Genomic DNA, 14,552 nt, shown 5'->3' with positions numbered 1-14,552 from the left:
CGGGGCGGACTGGCTGGCTGAGTGTCGGTCCGGTTGTTGCGACTTCTTGTTCTGGTATCAGGCGGGAACGGCCGCGGCCATCCCCGGAGAGACTGCTTCCTGGCGCAGCGGCCATGCCCCGATGCCGCTGGCCACGTGGCGCAGCGCGCCGGTGGCCGCGGCGGCCGGATAGGCCTCCACGACGCAACGGCCCAGCTGCAGCGCACGCGCCACCAGCGGATCCAGCGGCAGGTAGCCCGCCAGGCTTGCCTCCACGCCCAGGTACTGGCTCGCCGTGCGGGCCAGGTTGCGCGAGAGGGCCATCACCGTCGCTTCCTTGTCCGCCATATTGACGATCAGCTGGAAGTGACGGCATGCAAATTCATGGTGCAGCCGCTTGATGCAGGCGTAGGCAGCGGTGATCGACGTGGCCTCGGGCCGCATCACGATCACGAAGTTGTGCGCCGCGCCGGCCATGGGCGACAGCGCGCCGGACTCGCTCGACTGCGCATCGACCAGCACCGTGCGGATGCCCGGCAAGGCGCGGTCGTCGATCTGCGCGCCGGCGGGCACGTTGCCGGCCGGCAGCACGGCCACGCCGCTGGCGGCACGGGTGCCCGCCGCCGCGTCGAACGGCATCCGGCCGCCCAGCACATCGGCCAGCGTGGCCTTCGGCGCCGCGCCGGCAAGCCGGGTGGCGCGCGCGGCGGCGCGGTCTTCATCGGCCAGCAGCACACGTTCGCCCTGCATGGCGAGCGCGTTGGCCAGCCCGAGCGCCACGGTGGTGGCACCGGCGCCGGCCTCGCAGCCCACCACGGCGATACGCCGGGTGACGCGCGGTGCCAGCATGCGGCGCAGGCTTTCCGCCTGGTCGGAGCCCATCAGGTTCAAGGCTTACTCTCCTGCGGGGGCCAGTTGACGGGCGGCACTGGCACCAAGGGCGTCCATCGCCTGGCGCGCCGAATCAGGCGTGTCGTCGAATGCCGGGGCCGGGGCCGAAGCCACGTTGCGGCCCGGGTAGTTCTCGAGCACGTCCAGCAGCGCCAGCAGGCGGCCCATGCCTTCGTTGAGCACGGTGCCGGACACCGGCGCGTTGACGCGGGCGGTGGCGCGGCCAGCCAGGCGCGACAGGAACGCGGGCGCCGTCGGCGTCGGGTTGTGTTGCAGGCGCAGCGCGGTCAGGCCGAGCTGCACCGAGACCAGCGTGCCGAGCGTGTCGTCGTCGCCCGCACCGTTGCCCTCGCTGCCCTGCGCGAAGTGCTCCATCGCATGGCGCAGCGTGCGGAACTGCTCTTCCGCGTGGTGCGTCCACTGGGCCCAGCGGGCCACCTGGGCGGCCACGTCGGCCAGCGCCGGGTCGCACAGCACGTAGTCCACGGACAGCATGTCGCCGGTTTCGCGATCGACCAGCCGGGACACCACGAGGCAAGCCTCGGTGCCGGCCTCGGCGCCGGCCCCCTGGCCGCGGCCACGGGCGGCGGCGCGCACCTGGCCTTCGGGCACGCGCACCATGCAGTGGCCGAGCCAGTGCACGGCGTCGCGGTCGCGGCAGGTGGTGTCGCCGATGGCGAGGAAGGTCAGCGTATCGGCAATGGTGTCGAGCTTGTTGGCGGCGCCGTCGGCAATCACGCGCGTGGTCTTGCGCGTGCCGGCCACCCAGCGTTCGCCCAGTTGCTGCCAGCGCGCCAGCGTGGCGGCGGACGGCAGCGAGGCATTGAGGTTGACCACGGTGCGGGCGGCGGCCAGCGTGGCGCGCACGGTGGCGGCTTCGGCTTCCGCCTCGGCTTCGGCCATCGACTGGCGCGTGCGGCCGGCGGGCACCACCGTGGTGGCCAGCGGCGTGCCGTCACGGTCGGCCAGCCACAGCGTCTGTTGCAGCAGTTGCGGGGCGCGGCGACCCGGCACGGTCTGCGAGGCGGTGCCGGTCACAGCGAGCACGTAGCGGTCGCACGCGCGGCTGGCGTCGCGGCACATCGACAGGCGCACCTGCTGGGCCATCTGGCGCAGCGCCGGCGCACCGGCGCCGCGTTGCTGCCACAGCGAGCGGGCCACGTCGAAGCCGTACTGCGCGCCGTTGAGTTCTTCCACGCACACGCCCACGGCGTTGGCGCTGTCGGTCAGCGAGCGCAGCACATCGTCGGCGCCGGCACGCTCGGTCTGGGCCGGCTCGGCGGCGCTGGCCTGGCGGCGCGCCACATCGGCATCGGCGAACAGCGAGCCACGGCGCGGCGTCAGGAAGGCACGTTCGACCAGGGCATCGGCTTGAGCGAGTTCGAGGTGCTCCGGCACGCGCTGGCCGGTGGAGGCGTAGAACACGGGCAGGCGGTGGCGGATCACCACGTCGAGCACCGAGCCCAGGTGGGTGGCTTCGTCCAGCTTGCTGATGATGCAGCCGTCGATCCCGGCGGCGTCGCCAGCGGTGTCGTTGCGGTAGGCGTGGACGACTTCATTGAGCGTGTCGCCGTGCGCGGCGCCGTTGAGCAGCAGCACACGCTGCATCGGGGCCTGCACGCCGGCCAGCATCGAGATCTGGTCGGACAGGCTGCGGTCGCGCTGGCTCATGCCCACCGTGTCGATGATGACGAGGTGCTTGTCCTTCATGGCCGACAGCGCGAAGCGCAGGTCGGCGGCGTCCTTCACGGCATGCACGGGCACGCCGAGGATGTCGCCATAGATACGCAGTTGTTCGTGCGCGCCGATCCGGAAGCGGTCGGTGGTCAGCAGCGCGAGCTTGCCCGGGCCGTGGCGGAGCACGAAGCGCGCGGCCAGCTTGGCGGTGGTGGTGGTCTTGCCGACGCCGGTCGGGCCGATCAGCGCGAGCACGCCGCCCTGCGCGAACAGCGTGTCCTCATCGGCCAGCACCGGCACCTTGCGGGCCAGTTCCTGGCGGATCCAGGCCATCGCGGCCGGACGGTCCGTGCCGACTGGCAGGTGGGCGAGCAACGTGCGCGAAAGCTGGCCCGAGAAGCCGGCGTTGACGAGCCATTCGAACAGCGACTCGCGTAGCGGGTCGCCAGCGGCCACGCCGGCGGGCGTGTTGGCCAGGCCGGCGAACTGGCGCTCCAGCATGCTGCGCATCGAGGCCAGCTCGCCGCGCAGGTCCCCCAGCGCGGCCGGGTCGGACGCGTCGGCGGCCATCATCGACGGCATCTGCGCCATCGGGGCCGGTGCGAACTGAGACATCGAGGACGACGGGGGCATCGAAGACAGCGGCGCCATCGGGCTCATCGACAGCATCGATGCCGATGACGCCGATGACGCCGATGACGCGGATGGCGCGTACGGCTGCGCCGTGGCGCTGACGGCACCCAGGTCCGCATCGCGCATCGCCACGATCTCCACGCCGCCCTCGATGGCCCGGTTCGACAGCACCACGGCGTCGGGGCCCATGGCCTCGCGCACCTTGCGCATCGCTTCGCGGCCATTGGCCGCCACAAACTTCGCCACGCTCATGTTCGTTCCTTACGCCGCGCCGCCGATCATTGCGGTAATGCGGATGTTGCGGTTGTCCGGGACTTCGGCATGCGACAGCACCTTCAGTTGGGGCAGCGTACGGCGCAGGAAGCGCGCCATCAGCGGCCGCAGCGGGGACGGCACCAGCAGCACGGGGTCGAGACCCATCTGCTCCTGGCGGCCGACCGCGCCCTGCGCCTGCTGGAGCAGCGCATCGGCCAGGCCCGGCTCGATGCCGCCGCCGTTGGCCAGCGCCTGCGTCAGCACGCGTTCCAGGCCGGCGTCGAGGCTGATGACCTGCAGGTCGGCATTGTTCGGGAACAGCTGCTGCGTGATGGCCCGGCCCAGCGCCACGCGCACCAGCGCCGTGAGTTCGGTAGGCTCGCTGACCTTGGTGGCGTGCTCGGCCACCACGTCGAGGATCGTGCGCATGTCGCGGATCGGCACACCTTCGTCCAGCAGGTTCTGCAGCACCTTCTGCAGGCCGGTCAGCGAGATCGTCTTCGGCACGAGGTCTTCGGTCAGCTTCGGCGATTCCTTGGCGATGCGGTCCAGCAGCGACTGCACTTCCTGGCGCCCCAGCAGCTCGGAGGCGTGCATCTGGATCAGGTGGTTCAGGTGGGTGGCCACCACGGTGCTGGCGTCGACCACGGTGTAGCCGTAGGCCTGCGCCTGTTCCTTGAGGCTGGCGTCGATCCACACCGCCGGCAGGCCGAAAGCGGGGTCGCGCGTGACCGGGCCCGGGAGCGTGCCGCTGACCTGGCCGGGGTTGATGGCCATCCACTGGCCCGGCGTGGCCTCGCCGCTGCCGATCTCCACGCCCTTGAGCGTGATGCGGTAGGCGTTGGGCTTGAGTTCGAGGTTGTCGCGGATATGCACCACCGGCACCAGGAAGCCGATGTCCTGCGCAATCTTCTTGCGGATGCTCTTGATACGGCCCAGCAGTTCGCCGTTCTGGCCGCGGTCCACCAGCGTGATCAGGCGGTAGCCCACTTCCATGCCCAGCGGGTCGACCATCGTCACGTCTTCCCACGTGGCTTCGGCGGCTTCTGCGGCCACGGCCGGCTTGCGCTCTTCGCGGACCTTGGTCTCGGCCTGCACGGCGTCGCGGCGCAGCATGTAGCGGCCGAACCAGGCCATCGCGCCGGCCAGCAGCAGGAAGGCGAAGTGCGGCATGCCCGGGATGATGCCCATCGCGCCGATGATGCCGGCGGTCAGGAACATGACGCGCGGGTTCGAGAAGAGCTGGCCGGTAAGCTGCTGGCCGACGTCCTGCTCGTTCGACACGCGCGAGACGATCACACCGGCGGCGGTGGAGATCACCAGCGCCGGGATCTGCGCAACCAGGCCATCGCCGATGGTCAGCAGCGTGTAGTTGTGCACCGCGGTGCCGAAGTCCAGGTCATGCTGCACCATGCCCACGACCATGCCGGCCGCGACGTTGATGAACATGATGATCAGGCCGGCGATGGCGTCGCCGCGCACGAACTTCGAGGCACCGTCCATGGCGCCGTAGAAGTCGGACTCCTGCGCCACTTCGGTACGGCGCTTGCGGGCGCCTTCCTCGTTGATCAGGCCGGCGTTCAGGTCCGCGTCGATGGCCATCTGCTTGCCGGGCATGGCATCGAGCATGAAGCGCGCGCCCACTTCGGCGATACGGCCCGCACCCTTGGTGATCACCATGAAGTTGATCACCACCAGGATGGCGAACACCACGATACCCACCGCGAAGTTGCCCCCCACCAGGAAGTGGCCGAAGGCCTCGATCACCTTGCCGGCGGCGTCCGGGCCGGTATGGCCCTCCAGCAGCACCACGCGCGTGGAGGCCACGTTCAGCGACAGGCGCAGCAGCGTGGAGAACAGCAGCACGGCCGGGAACGCCGCGAAGTCCAGCGCCGTGCGGGTGTACATGCCCACCAGCAGCACCATGATGGACAGCGCGATGTTGAACGTGAACAGCAGGTCCAGCACGAACGCGGGCAGCGGCAGGATCATCATGCCGAGGATCATGACGATCAGCAGCGGTCCTGCCAGCGCCTTCAGCTGGGCACCCGAGCGCAGGCCCGGGATGTTGAAGAAATTCGTCAGTGCGTTCATGCGCGGGCTTCCGGTACGGCAAGTTCGTCCGGCACCACCAGCTCCGTCGGTCCCGAAGGCTGCGGACCGTTGGAGTAGTGCCAGTGTTTCAGTTGATAGACCCAGGCCAGGATCTCGGCCACGGCGGTATACAGGCCCGCCGGGATTTCATGCCCCAGCTCCACGTGCCGGTGCAGCGCCCGCGCCAGCGGCGGCGCGGACAGGATCGGCACGCGATGTTCGGCGGCCAGTTCGCGAATGCGAGCGGCCACTTCCTCGGTTCCCTTGGCGACGACGCGCGGCGCGCCCATGCCGCCTTCCTCATAGCGCAGCGCCACGGCGAAGTGCGTGGGGTTGGTCACCACCACATCGGCCTTGGGCACCTCGGTCATCATGCGGCGACGCGCCATGGCCCGCTGCTGCTGCCGGATGCGGGCCTTGATGTGCGGATCGCCATCGGTTTCCTTCATCTCCTGCTTGACCTCTTCCTTGGTCATGCGGAGCTTCTTGTAGAACGTCCAGAGCTGCCAGGGCACGTCCAGCGCCACCACCAGCAGCAGCGAGCCGGACACCACGCCGCACACGTAGAGCACTAGCTCCATCAGGTGCAGCAGCGCCTCCTGCACGGGCGCGTTCATCAGCGCCACGGCCTCCGGCAGCTTGCGCCAGACCATCCAGGCGCCCACGCCGCCCACCAGCAGCGACTTGGCGATGGCCTTGCCGAGTTCCACCAGCGAATGCGAGGAGAACATCCGGCCCAGCCCCTGCAGCGGGGAGAGGCGCGAGAAATCCGGCATGAACGACTTGCTCGCGAACAGCCAGCCGCCCAGCGCCAGCGGGGCCATCAGCGCGGCCACGCCGAACATCAGCAGCAGCGGCAGGAAGGCCAGCAGGCTGTCCCAGATGGCGATGCCGAACTGCGACAGCATGCGGTTGGTGTCGAACGCGGTGGCCGGCTCGAAAGCCAGGCTCTTGTGCATCACGGCGTCCAGCCGGCGGCCCAGCGTGCCGCCCATGACCCACAGGCCGATCACGCCCGTCATCAGCATCACGAACGTGCCGAGCTCGCGCGAACGCACCACCTGCCCCTCCTCGCGCGCCTTTTCCAGGCGCCGGGGTGAGGCGGGTTCGGTTTTCTCGAGATCGCTTTCCTCGGACATGGACGCTCCAACGCGAAGCGCGCAGGCGGCACTTCGTCAGCGAGGATTATCAAATCCCGGGGGCGCTGGCATTCAGGGGAAAAGGGAGGGAAACAGGTGCCTGTTTCAGGAATGAGGGGGGCAGCGGAGTTAACGGCCCGGGGGGTACCGACCTTTAGGGCAAAGGTGCGGTGGCGGCCACTCCGGCGTCGTTTTGGCACCGATCGGGCGGCCATCTTGCCATGTCTTGCCGGTACCACGCAATGATGTGTTTTCGTTAAAGATTGCACCAAACATGTGATCTCAACAGCAATTCGACAGTCTTTGCCGGCAGTCCGGGTAGTCTGGCCTGGCTTTCGCAAATCTCGCATTTTGTAGTGGATCGGCTGCCAGCCAATAGATGTTTGGTAGCATATTCCCCGTATCGATCACAATTGAGGGGATATGCCATGACGGCACAGACGGCCACCATCGACCAGACGATGCTCGAAAAACTGTCCGCCTCCGGCAGCCTGCAGCGCGTACGCGCCGTGGCGCAGACGGGCGGCTGGCGGATCGTGGTCCGGTACGGGACGAGCGAGAGCACCCTGGTGGTCCGGCGCGGCAACGTCCGCGTCTGGCCGAAGCTCGACACGTTGGTCAACTTTCTCGTCCGTATGCAGATAGCAGAATTCGAAGTCGACGCCACGGCGTTCCAGCCTGGCACCCACGTCGCCCGTCCCCGCCTGGACGCCGCCGAGCGCATGCGCGCGGCCCACGAGGCGGCGGCTTATGACCGGTGGTTTAAGGGGCAGGTGCAGGCGGGGTTAGATGATTCCCGGCCGCGCGTGCCGCACGAAGTCGTATTGCGGGAAATGGCGGAAGAGAATGAGGCGCTGCTGGCCAGCATCGCCCGCGATTCGAACCGGGGGAGTTGACCGTTGAGGGTGGAGTGGTCAACGACCGCACGGGAGGAACGCAAGGCCCTGTTCCACCGCATCGCCGCTGACAACCGGTTGGCCGCCGTGAACCTGAACCTGCTCATTGCCGATCGCCTCGAAGCGCTTGTCAGGTTTCCAGCAATGTATCCCGCCGGAAAAGTGCCTGGTACACGACACATTATCTTGAATCGCGAACACGTGCTGGTCTACGCATGGCATCCGCAGGAGGAGGTCATTCACATCCTGCGTATCGTTGGTACGCGTCAGCAGCGTCGGCGTCTCACTTAGCGCGGGTTGGCGGCCATGCCTGACCGCTAACCCGGCTGCCTTACCGCACCACGTCCGCGTGATCCGTCGACTCAGCCAGGGTGCGCCATGCGGCCAGCTCGGCTTCCACGAACTTGTGCTTCTGTTCGATGCGGGCGATGGCGTCCGTGCCCAGCGGCAGCCGCAGCGGGGGATGGTCGCTGTCCACGAGTTGCAGCATCGCCTCGGCGAGCTTCTCCGGGTTGCCCGGCTGGTTGTGGTTGGCACCAGCAGCAAAGACGCGCATCGCGCCCACCGTCTCGGCGTAGTCGGCAATCTCGGTCTTGGTGGCAACCAGCGAGTTGTCGTTCAGGAAGTCCGTGCGGAAGAAGCCCGGCTCAACCACCGTGGCGTGGATGCCCAGCGGGGCCAGCTCCTGGGACATGGCTTCGGTCAGCCCCTCCACCGCAAACTTCGAGGCGCCATAGACGCCCCAGCCGTGATAGGCCGAGTAGCCGCCCAGCGACGAGATATTGATGACATGGCCGCTGCGCTGCTGGCGCATCTGCGGCAGCACGGCCCGGCTGACGGCGAGCATGCCGAAGACGTTGGTGTCGAAGTTAGCCTTCGCTTCGGCGATGCTGGTCTCCTCCACCGCGCCGAGCACGCCGTAGCCGGCGTTGTTCACCAGCACGTCGATCCGGCCGAAGCGGGCCACGCCCTGGCGCACGGCCTCGACGGCGTCCGATTCGTTGGTCACATCGACCTTGACCGCGAGAAGGCCGGGCTGGTCGCCAATGGCATCGACGATGGCCTGGGGATTGCGCGCCGTGGCGATGACGCGGTCACCGCGTGCCAGCGCGTTGCGGACAAACAGCGTGCCGAAACCGCGCGACGCACCGGTGATGAACCAGACCTTGCTTTGGGATTGCTTCGAATCGGACATGACTGACTCCTGGGATTGGGTTGGCTCGGTTCCGGCCTTCGCTGCGATCGTCGCGGCGTGTCGGTTACCGTTGAGACCCATGGTAGGTAGTCAGACTTCCACAAACAATGGTGATGTGGATTGCATGAAAAGCAACTACTGGTTGTGAATCGACCTTAGCCGGAATGGAGGCTCTCGGCCATCGTGCCGCCACGTACCGTCTCGACGATCGCCTGCCGCAGCAACGGCGCGGCAATCGGCTTATGCAGCACCCGGAAGCCGCTGGCGTGGAGCGCCTTGAGGCGGTCCGGCGCCGTGTCGCCGGTGACGATCAGGCCCGGCACCTCGGTGTCGAGGTACTCGCGCAGCCACGCGATGGCCTGCCGGCCGGTCACCTGCGCGGCCAGCCGGTAGTCGGCCAGGATCAGGTCTACCGGGGCCGGGCCGGCGATGCGCGCGCGCTGGTGGGCGGCGCAGACCGCTTCGACCGTGGCGCCCGCATAGACCGTGTGGCCCCAGAACGCGAGCAGGTCGCCCAGCGCCGCGAGGATTTGGGGATCGTCGTCGACCAGCATCACGCCATAGCGCGCCTGGAGGTCCGCCGGGGCGCGACCTTCGGCGCTGGTCAGGGCCGGCGCTTCCGGCTCGACATCGCGCGCCAGTGGCACGGTCACCGAGAAGTTGCTCCCCCGGCCGGGCGTGGAGCGCAGCTTCACGGGATGGCCGAGCAGGTCCGCCAGCCGACGCACGATGGCGAGACCGAGGCCCAGCCCGTGTTCGCTCTGCACATTGGGCAACTGGGCGAACTCCTCGAAGACCAGCGCCTGCTGCGAGGGGTCAATGCCGGGCCCACTGTCCAGGACCTGGATCTCGATCGCGCCGGGCCGGCGCCGGGCGCCCACCACGATGCGCGACTGCGGCGCGTAGCGCAGCGCGTTGCTCAACAGGTTGTCCAGGATGCGCCGCAGCAGCTCGGGGTCACTGTCGATCCACGCCTGGGCGACCCGCACGCGCAGCGTGCTGCCGCGCTGGCTGGCCTGCTCGGCATACTCGTCGCGCAGTTCGGCGAGCAGCTTGCCGAGGGACAGCGGGCGCCGCCGTGCCGGCATCAGGCCGGCGTCGAGCCGCGACACGTGCAGCAGCCCGTCGAGCAGTCCGCCCATGCGGTCGAGCGTGCCGTTCAGGCGCCGGCTGATCTGCGTGGCCGCATCAGCGCGGACATCGCCACGCTCCGCCACCGCCGACAGCGAAGCGGAAAGCAGCCCCAGCGCATGCACCGGCTGGCGCAGGTCGTGGCTGGCGGCGGCCAGGAAGCGCGTCTTGGCCATGTCGGCCGCGGTTGCCCGGTCGCGCTCATGCTCAAGCTGGCCGATCAGGGCGAGATTCTCGAAGCGCAGCTTCACCCCGGTCAGCAGGGTCTGATACGTGACGCGGCTGAAATAGCTGTTCACGACGACCAGGGCGACCCCGAATGCCGCGTAAACGTTGTAGATAGGCTCCGGCCGCATCGCGCAATGGACGATGAACGGGCCGCTCATCAGCAAGACCATGCCGACGTAGATGCGTGGCTGGGCGGACAGCGCCGGCACGGCGCCGCACGTCATGCCGGCCAGGACGATGCAGGCGAAAGCCGTCCACTCGGCGCCCGGCGGGAACAGCGCGGTCGAGCCGACCCATCCCCACAACGCCGCCGATACCCATGACATCGCTGCGAAGCGGTTAGCCCAGGCGCGCGGCGTGGCGCTGGACTCATGCCGATAGAACACCGTCGAGAGCAGAATGCGCGCAAGCGTGACGGCATAGACCATCGCCATCCACCACAGCAGCGGCCCGATGTATGCGCTGTGGCGCAGCGCGTACACGATGGCCACCGGAATCACGAAGTTGGCGAACAGGACCCCATGCGACTGTCGATACAGCAGTCGCACCATGGCGGACTGGATGTCGCCACTGGGCTGGCTCATGAGGATTCCGGAAGGGCGCAGGCAAACAAGGCCGTGTGACGGCCGACGCCCCTTTATAGCATCGAACCTTTTACGCCGTGCCGATAACGGCGCCCGCGCGCGCGGACTGATTCCTCCCCGCAACACCCCCACGTTGGCGGGGCGGCGGGTTTAACGCAACTGCCATCTAGCGTGGGGGCCGGCGGCTGCGCGGGTGGCTAGCCGAGCCGCCCGGGTTCCACCTCGATGCCGAGCTGCCCGGCCATCTCTTCGACCAGGGCCTGCAGCCGCGCCACCTTGTCGGCCAGCTCGCGCTGGCTGATACGCAGCGCTTCGAGTTCCGAAGACGAGCCGCCTTCCGGCGCCGACGCCCCGCGCGGCGCCGCCAGGTCTGCCACGCTGACCTCGCCGCAGAGCAGATGCATCCAGCGGCTCTCCCGCTCGCCCGGGGCGCGCGGCAGGCGGATAACGAGGGCCGGATTGCGCTCGGCGAGTTCATCGAGAAAGCCCTCCACGGACGAGATATCCGCGAAGGCGTGCAGGCGCGCCGTGTTGAGGCGCAGCTCCGCCGCCGTCTGCGGGCCGCGCAGCAGGAGCGTGGACAGCAGCGCCGCCGACTGGCTCGGCACGCCAAGCACCTTGGCCATGTTCTGCTCGAAGCGCGGCACCCGGCTGCTGCTGCCCTCGAACACCAGACTCAGCGACTTCAGGCCGTCGATGGCCGTCAGGATCTCGTCCTCCGACACGCTCATCACCGGCGACCGCGCGGTCTTCTGGTTGCAGCCCGACGCCAGCGCATTGAGCGAGAGCGGATAGGTGTCCGGCACGGTGTACTGCTTCTCCAGCAGCACAGCGACCACGCGGCCTTCCAGCGCCGTCAGCGCGCGCAGCGGCGGCCGCGCCGGGATTTCTGTATTGGCATTCATCGATGACATCAAGGTGAGGGGCGTGATCACGCGAAGGCGCCCATTGGATCGCAAGCGCGGGGACGATGCAACTGCCGCCCGCGCGGCGCATCAGGCCATCAAGGCAGGATCACCTCCGCGGAGAGTCCGCCGCCTTCGCGATTTCGCAGCGCCAGCTTGCCGCCGAGCGCCTGCGCCAGTTGCTGCGCGATGGCCAGCCCCAGCCCGCTACCGCCGGTATCGCGGTTCCGCGAGGCCTCCACGCGATAGAACGGCTGGAGCACCGCATCGAGCTGTTCCTCCGGGATGCCGGCGCCGCGATCCATCACCATCAGCCGCAGGGCGCCATCGGCGTCGCGCCGGGCGACGATCTCGGCCGCGCCGCCGAACTTCAGGGCGTTGTCGATCAGGTTGGTCAGGATGCGCCGCAGGGCATGCGGGCGCGTGACGATCGCCCCGCCCACGCATTCCTCCATGGTCACGGCCTTGCCAGTGTCCTGATAGTCGTAGACCAGGCTTTCCAGGAACGAACCGATGTCGATACGCGTATCGGCCTCGCCATCGACGTGCGTGCTGCGCGCATAGGCCAGCCCCTCGCGCACGAGCCGCTCGATCTCGGACAGGTCGCTGATGAGCTTGTCCTTCTCGACAGACTCCTCGGCCATCTCGGCACGCAGCTTCATGCGCGTGATGGGGGTCTGCAGATCGTGGGAGATGGCCGCGAGAATGCGCACGCGCTCCTCCACGAAATGGGCGATGCGGTCGCGCATGGCGTTGAACGCCACCGCCGCGTGGGCCACCTCGCTCGGGCCGGTCTCGCTCATGCGCGGCGTGGTCTGGTTCGGGTCGAGCGTGTTCGCCGCATCGGCCAGCGTCGCCAGCGGCCGGATGGCCTGCCGCACCGCAAACCAGCTGCACAGCACCAGCAGCGCGAGTTGCGCCACCATCACATAGGGCAGCCAATGCGCCAGCGGTGCCATGGCAGGATGGACGTCGATAGTCAGCGGGCTGCCGTCGCTCAGTGTCAGGTGCGCCTGCAGGCGCTTGCCGTCGCCCGGAATCATCTCGACCCGGACCGGGAAGCGCTGGCCGGCCGCCTCCTCGATCTTGTTGGCGATGTCCTTGGCGCGCATGGTCATGTCGGGCACGCCCGGCAGGCCAGGGCCGAGGACGTAGCGGTACGTCGGCCGGTCCAGCCGGTGGATCCAGTCCGGGCGCTCGGCGGCGGGCAGGCGGTCGAGAATGGCGATGGAAGTGGCCACTTCGTTTTCCAGCGTGCCCAGCATGACCGTGCGCGCGGTGACGTAGCGTTCCATGAACAGCACCGTGAACGACATCGCATAGGCGATGACCAGCCCCGCCAGCAGGATCAGGAACAGCCGTGCGCTCAGGGTGCCGGGCCACCAGCGCACCCGCGACTGCGGCGCTACCAGGGCGGCCGTGGTCATTCGCGTGCCTCGGTGATCTCGACGGGCATCGCCAGCACGTAGCCCTCGCTGCGCACCGTCTTGATGTAGATCGGCTCGCGGGCGTGATCGCCCAGCCGCTGGCGCAGGCGGCTGACCAGCAGGTCGATCGAGCGGTCGAACAGCTCGGCGTCACGGCCCTGCGTCAGGTTCAGCAGCTGGTCACGGTTCAGCACGCGCTGCGGATGGTCGACGAACACGCGCAACAGCCGGTACTCGGCGCCGCTCAGGGCCACGACAGTGCCGTCCTTGTCCAGCAGATGGCGGGCGGTGGTGTCGAGACGCCAGTCGCCGAAAGTGAGCAGCCGGCCCGCCTCGGACACCTGGAGATTGGGCGGAAGCATCCGGGTGCGCCGCAGCACCGCCTTGATCCGCGCCATCAGCTCGCGCGCGGCGAACGGCTTGGCGAGGTAGTCGTCGGCGCCCATTTCGAGGCCGATGATCCGGTCTGTCTCATCGCTGCGGGCGGTCAGCATCAGGATCGGGGTGCTCTTGTGCTTCCCGGCGCGCAGTTCGCGGCACAGCGTCAGGCCGTCGTCGCCGGGCATCATGATGTCCAGCACGATCAGGTCGACGACGTTCGACTCCAGGAAGGTCCGCATGTGGCGGCCGTCCGGCGCAATGGTCACCCGCAGCCCGTTACGGGTCAGGTAGGTGGACACCAGCTCGCGGATTTCGCGGTCATCGTCAACAACAAGGATATGGTCGATATGGGCGTCCATCTGGCGGCGCTCTTGGTAGATTTCAGTGGCGATGAGCGGAGTTTGCCCGCTCTGGCGATTGGTTGCACTTCCCTTTGTATGCCAGTGTATCTGGCCAAGCCGGGCAGACAATACCTTACCTGGCGGCCGGCGGGCGATACATCCGGTACACGCGCACGGTGTCTGATAGCGACCATACACCACCCGAACGGAGCGCACTGCCATGACCACCCCCTCTTCCTTCACGCGCCGCACCTTTGGCGCCATGGCGCTGGCGGCGCTTGCCGCCGTCGGCATCAGCCTGGCCAACGGCCAGTTTCCCGGCCTGAGCGACGCCCGCGCCGCCCGCACGGACGCCCCGGCGCCCCCCCTGGACGGCGCGACGACCTGGCTCAACTCGCCTCCGCTGAACATGGCGCAACTGCGCGGCCGGGTCGTGCTGATCGATTTTTGGACCTATTCGTGCATCAACTGCATCAATACGCTGCCGTACGTGCGCAGTTGGGCCGAGAAGTACAAGGACCAGGGGCTGACCGTGATCGGCGTGCATACGCCCGAGTTTCCGTTCGAAAAGGACGTGGGTAACGTCCGCGACGCGCTGAAGCGGTTCAAGCTCACCTACCCCATCGCCATCGACAACGACTACAAGATCTGGCGCGCCTTCCAGAACAACTACTGGCCGGCGCTGTACTTCATCGACGCGAACGGGCGCATCCGGCACTACCACGTGGGCGAAGGGGACTACGAGAAGTCCGAGCAGATCATCCAGACGCTGCTGAAGGAAGCCAAGGCTGGCGCG

At 68.2% G+C, this 14,552-nt stretch carries 11 protein-coding genes and 1 pseudogene; 3 read left to right on the top strand and 9 right to left on the bottom strand.

Going from position 1 to position 14,552, the window contains the following annotated elements; genetic code table 11:
* Positions 1–57 precede the first annotated feature (57 nt).
* From AC1DP9_RS14020 to flhB, 4 genes are read right to left on the bottom strand one after another with little or no spacing between them, the layout of a single operon-like run.
* The gene (locus tag AC1DP9_RS14020) at positions 58–861 is read right to left on the bottom strand and encodes a MinD/ParA family ATP-binding protein (RefSeq protein WP_092296232.1); all 804 of its coding nucleotides are present in this window, start codon (positions 859–861) and stop codon (positions 58–60) included.
* Positions 862–873: 12 nt separating this feature from the next.
* On the bottom strand, positions 874–3,432 hold the full coding sequence (gene flhF, locus AC1DP9_RS14015) for a flagellar biosynthesis protein FlhF (RefSeq protein WP_477107689.1): 2,559 nt from the start codon (positions 3,430–3,432) through the stop codon (positions 874–876).
* Between the two features lie 9 nt (positions 3,433–3,441).
* Positions 3,442–5,529 carry a flagellar biosynthesis protein FlhA gene (gene flhA / locus AC1DP9_RS14010; RefSeq protein WP_092295886.1) on the bottom strand — a complete coding sequence of 696 codons (2,088 nt, stop codon included), beginning with the start codon at positions 5,527–5,529 and terminating at the stop codon, positions 3,442–3,444.
* On the bottom strand, positions 5,526–6,668 hold the full coding sequence (flhB, locus tag AC1DP9_RS14005; protein WP_092295889.1) for a flagellar biosynthesis protein FlhB: 1,143 nt from the start codon (positions 6,666–6,668) through the stop codon (positions 5,526–5,528). The genes flhA and flhB overlap by 4 nt, the downstream gene beginning before the upstream one ends.
* A gap of 428 nt (positions 6,669–7,096) precedes the next feature.
* Here flhB and AC1DP9_RS14000 point away from each other — a divergent pair, with 428 nt between their 5' ends.
* Positions 7,097–7,564 (top strand): antitoxin PaaA2 family protein, encoded by a 468-nt coding sequence (locus tag AC1DP9_RS14000; protein ID WP_177219945.1) that lies wholly within the window; start codon positions 7,097–7,099, stop codon positions 7,562–7,564.
* Between the two features lie 9 nt (positions 7,565–7,573).
* Positions 7,574–7,855: a type II toxin-antitoxin system RelE/ParE family toxin gene (locus AC1DP9_RS13995; RefSeq protein ID WP_441592683.1), complete on the top strand. Its 282-nt coding sequence runs from the start codon at positions 7,574–7,576 to the stop codon at positions 7,853–7,855.
* Between the two features lie 40 nt (positions 7,856–7,895).
* Here the strand turns inward: AC1DP9_RS13995 and AC1DP9_RS13990 are convergent, their stop codons facing one another.
* The 5 genes from AC1DP9_RS13990 to AC1DP9_RS13970 form a co-directional block, all read right to left on the bottom strand.
* Positions 7,896–8,759, bottom strand: a complete 864-nt coding sequence (locus AC1DP9_RS13990; protein ID WP_092295895.1) for an oxidoreductase — start codon at positions 8,757–8,759, stop codon at positions 7,896–7,898.
* A gap of 155 nt (positions 8,760–8,914) precedes the next feature.
* Positions 8,915–10,702, bottom strand: a complete 1,788-nt coding sequence (locus AC1DP9_RS13985; RefSeq protein WP_477107688.1) for a sensor histidine kinase — start codon at positions 10,700–10,702, stop codon at positions 8,915–8,917.
* 197 nt (positions 10,703–10,899) lie between these two features.
* The gene (locus AC1DP9_RS13980; protein WP_092295898.1) at positions 10,900–11,607 is read right to left on the bottom strand and encodes a YceH family protein; all 708 of its coding nucleotides are present in this window, start codon (positions 11,605–11,607) and stop codon (positions 10,900–10,902) included.
* A 98-nt stretch (positions 11,608–11,705) separates the two neighbouring features.
* Positions 11,706–13,034 carry a sensor histidine kinase gene (locus AC1DP9_RS13975; protein ID WP_092295900.1) on the bottom strand — a complete coding sequence of 443 codons (1,329 nt, stop codon included), beginning with the start codon at positions 13,032–13,034 and terminating at the stop codon, positions 11,706–11,708.
* The gene (locus AC1DP9_RS13970) at positions 13,031–13,774 is read right to left on the bottom strand and encodes a response regulator (protein WP_092295903.1); all 744 of its coding nucleotides are present in this window, start codon (positions 13,772–13,774) and stop codon (positions 13,031–13,033) included. The genes AC1DP9_RS13975 and AC1DP9_RS13970 overlap by 4 nt, the downstream gene beginning before the upstream one ends.
* Positions 13,775–14,012: 238 nt before the next feature.
* Between AC1DP9_RS13970 and AC1DP9_RS13965 the strand changes: the two are divergent.
* Positions 14,013–14,540, top strand: a pseudogene (locus AC1DP9_RS13965) (thioredoxin family protein); the annotation flags it as partial.
* Positions 14,541–14,552: the final 12 nt, after the last annotated feature.

The sequence above is a fragment of the Cupriavidus sp. 01L43 genome (assembly GCF_056399925.1).
This window is presented reverse-complemented; position numbering and strand designations above follow the sequence as displayed.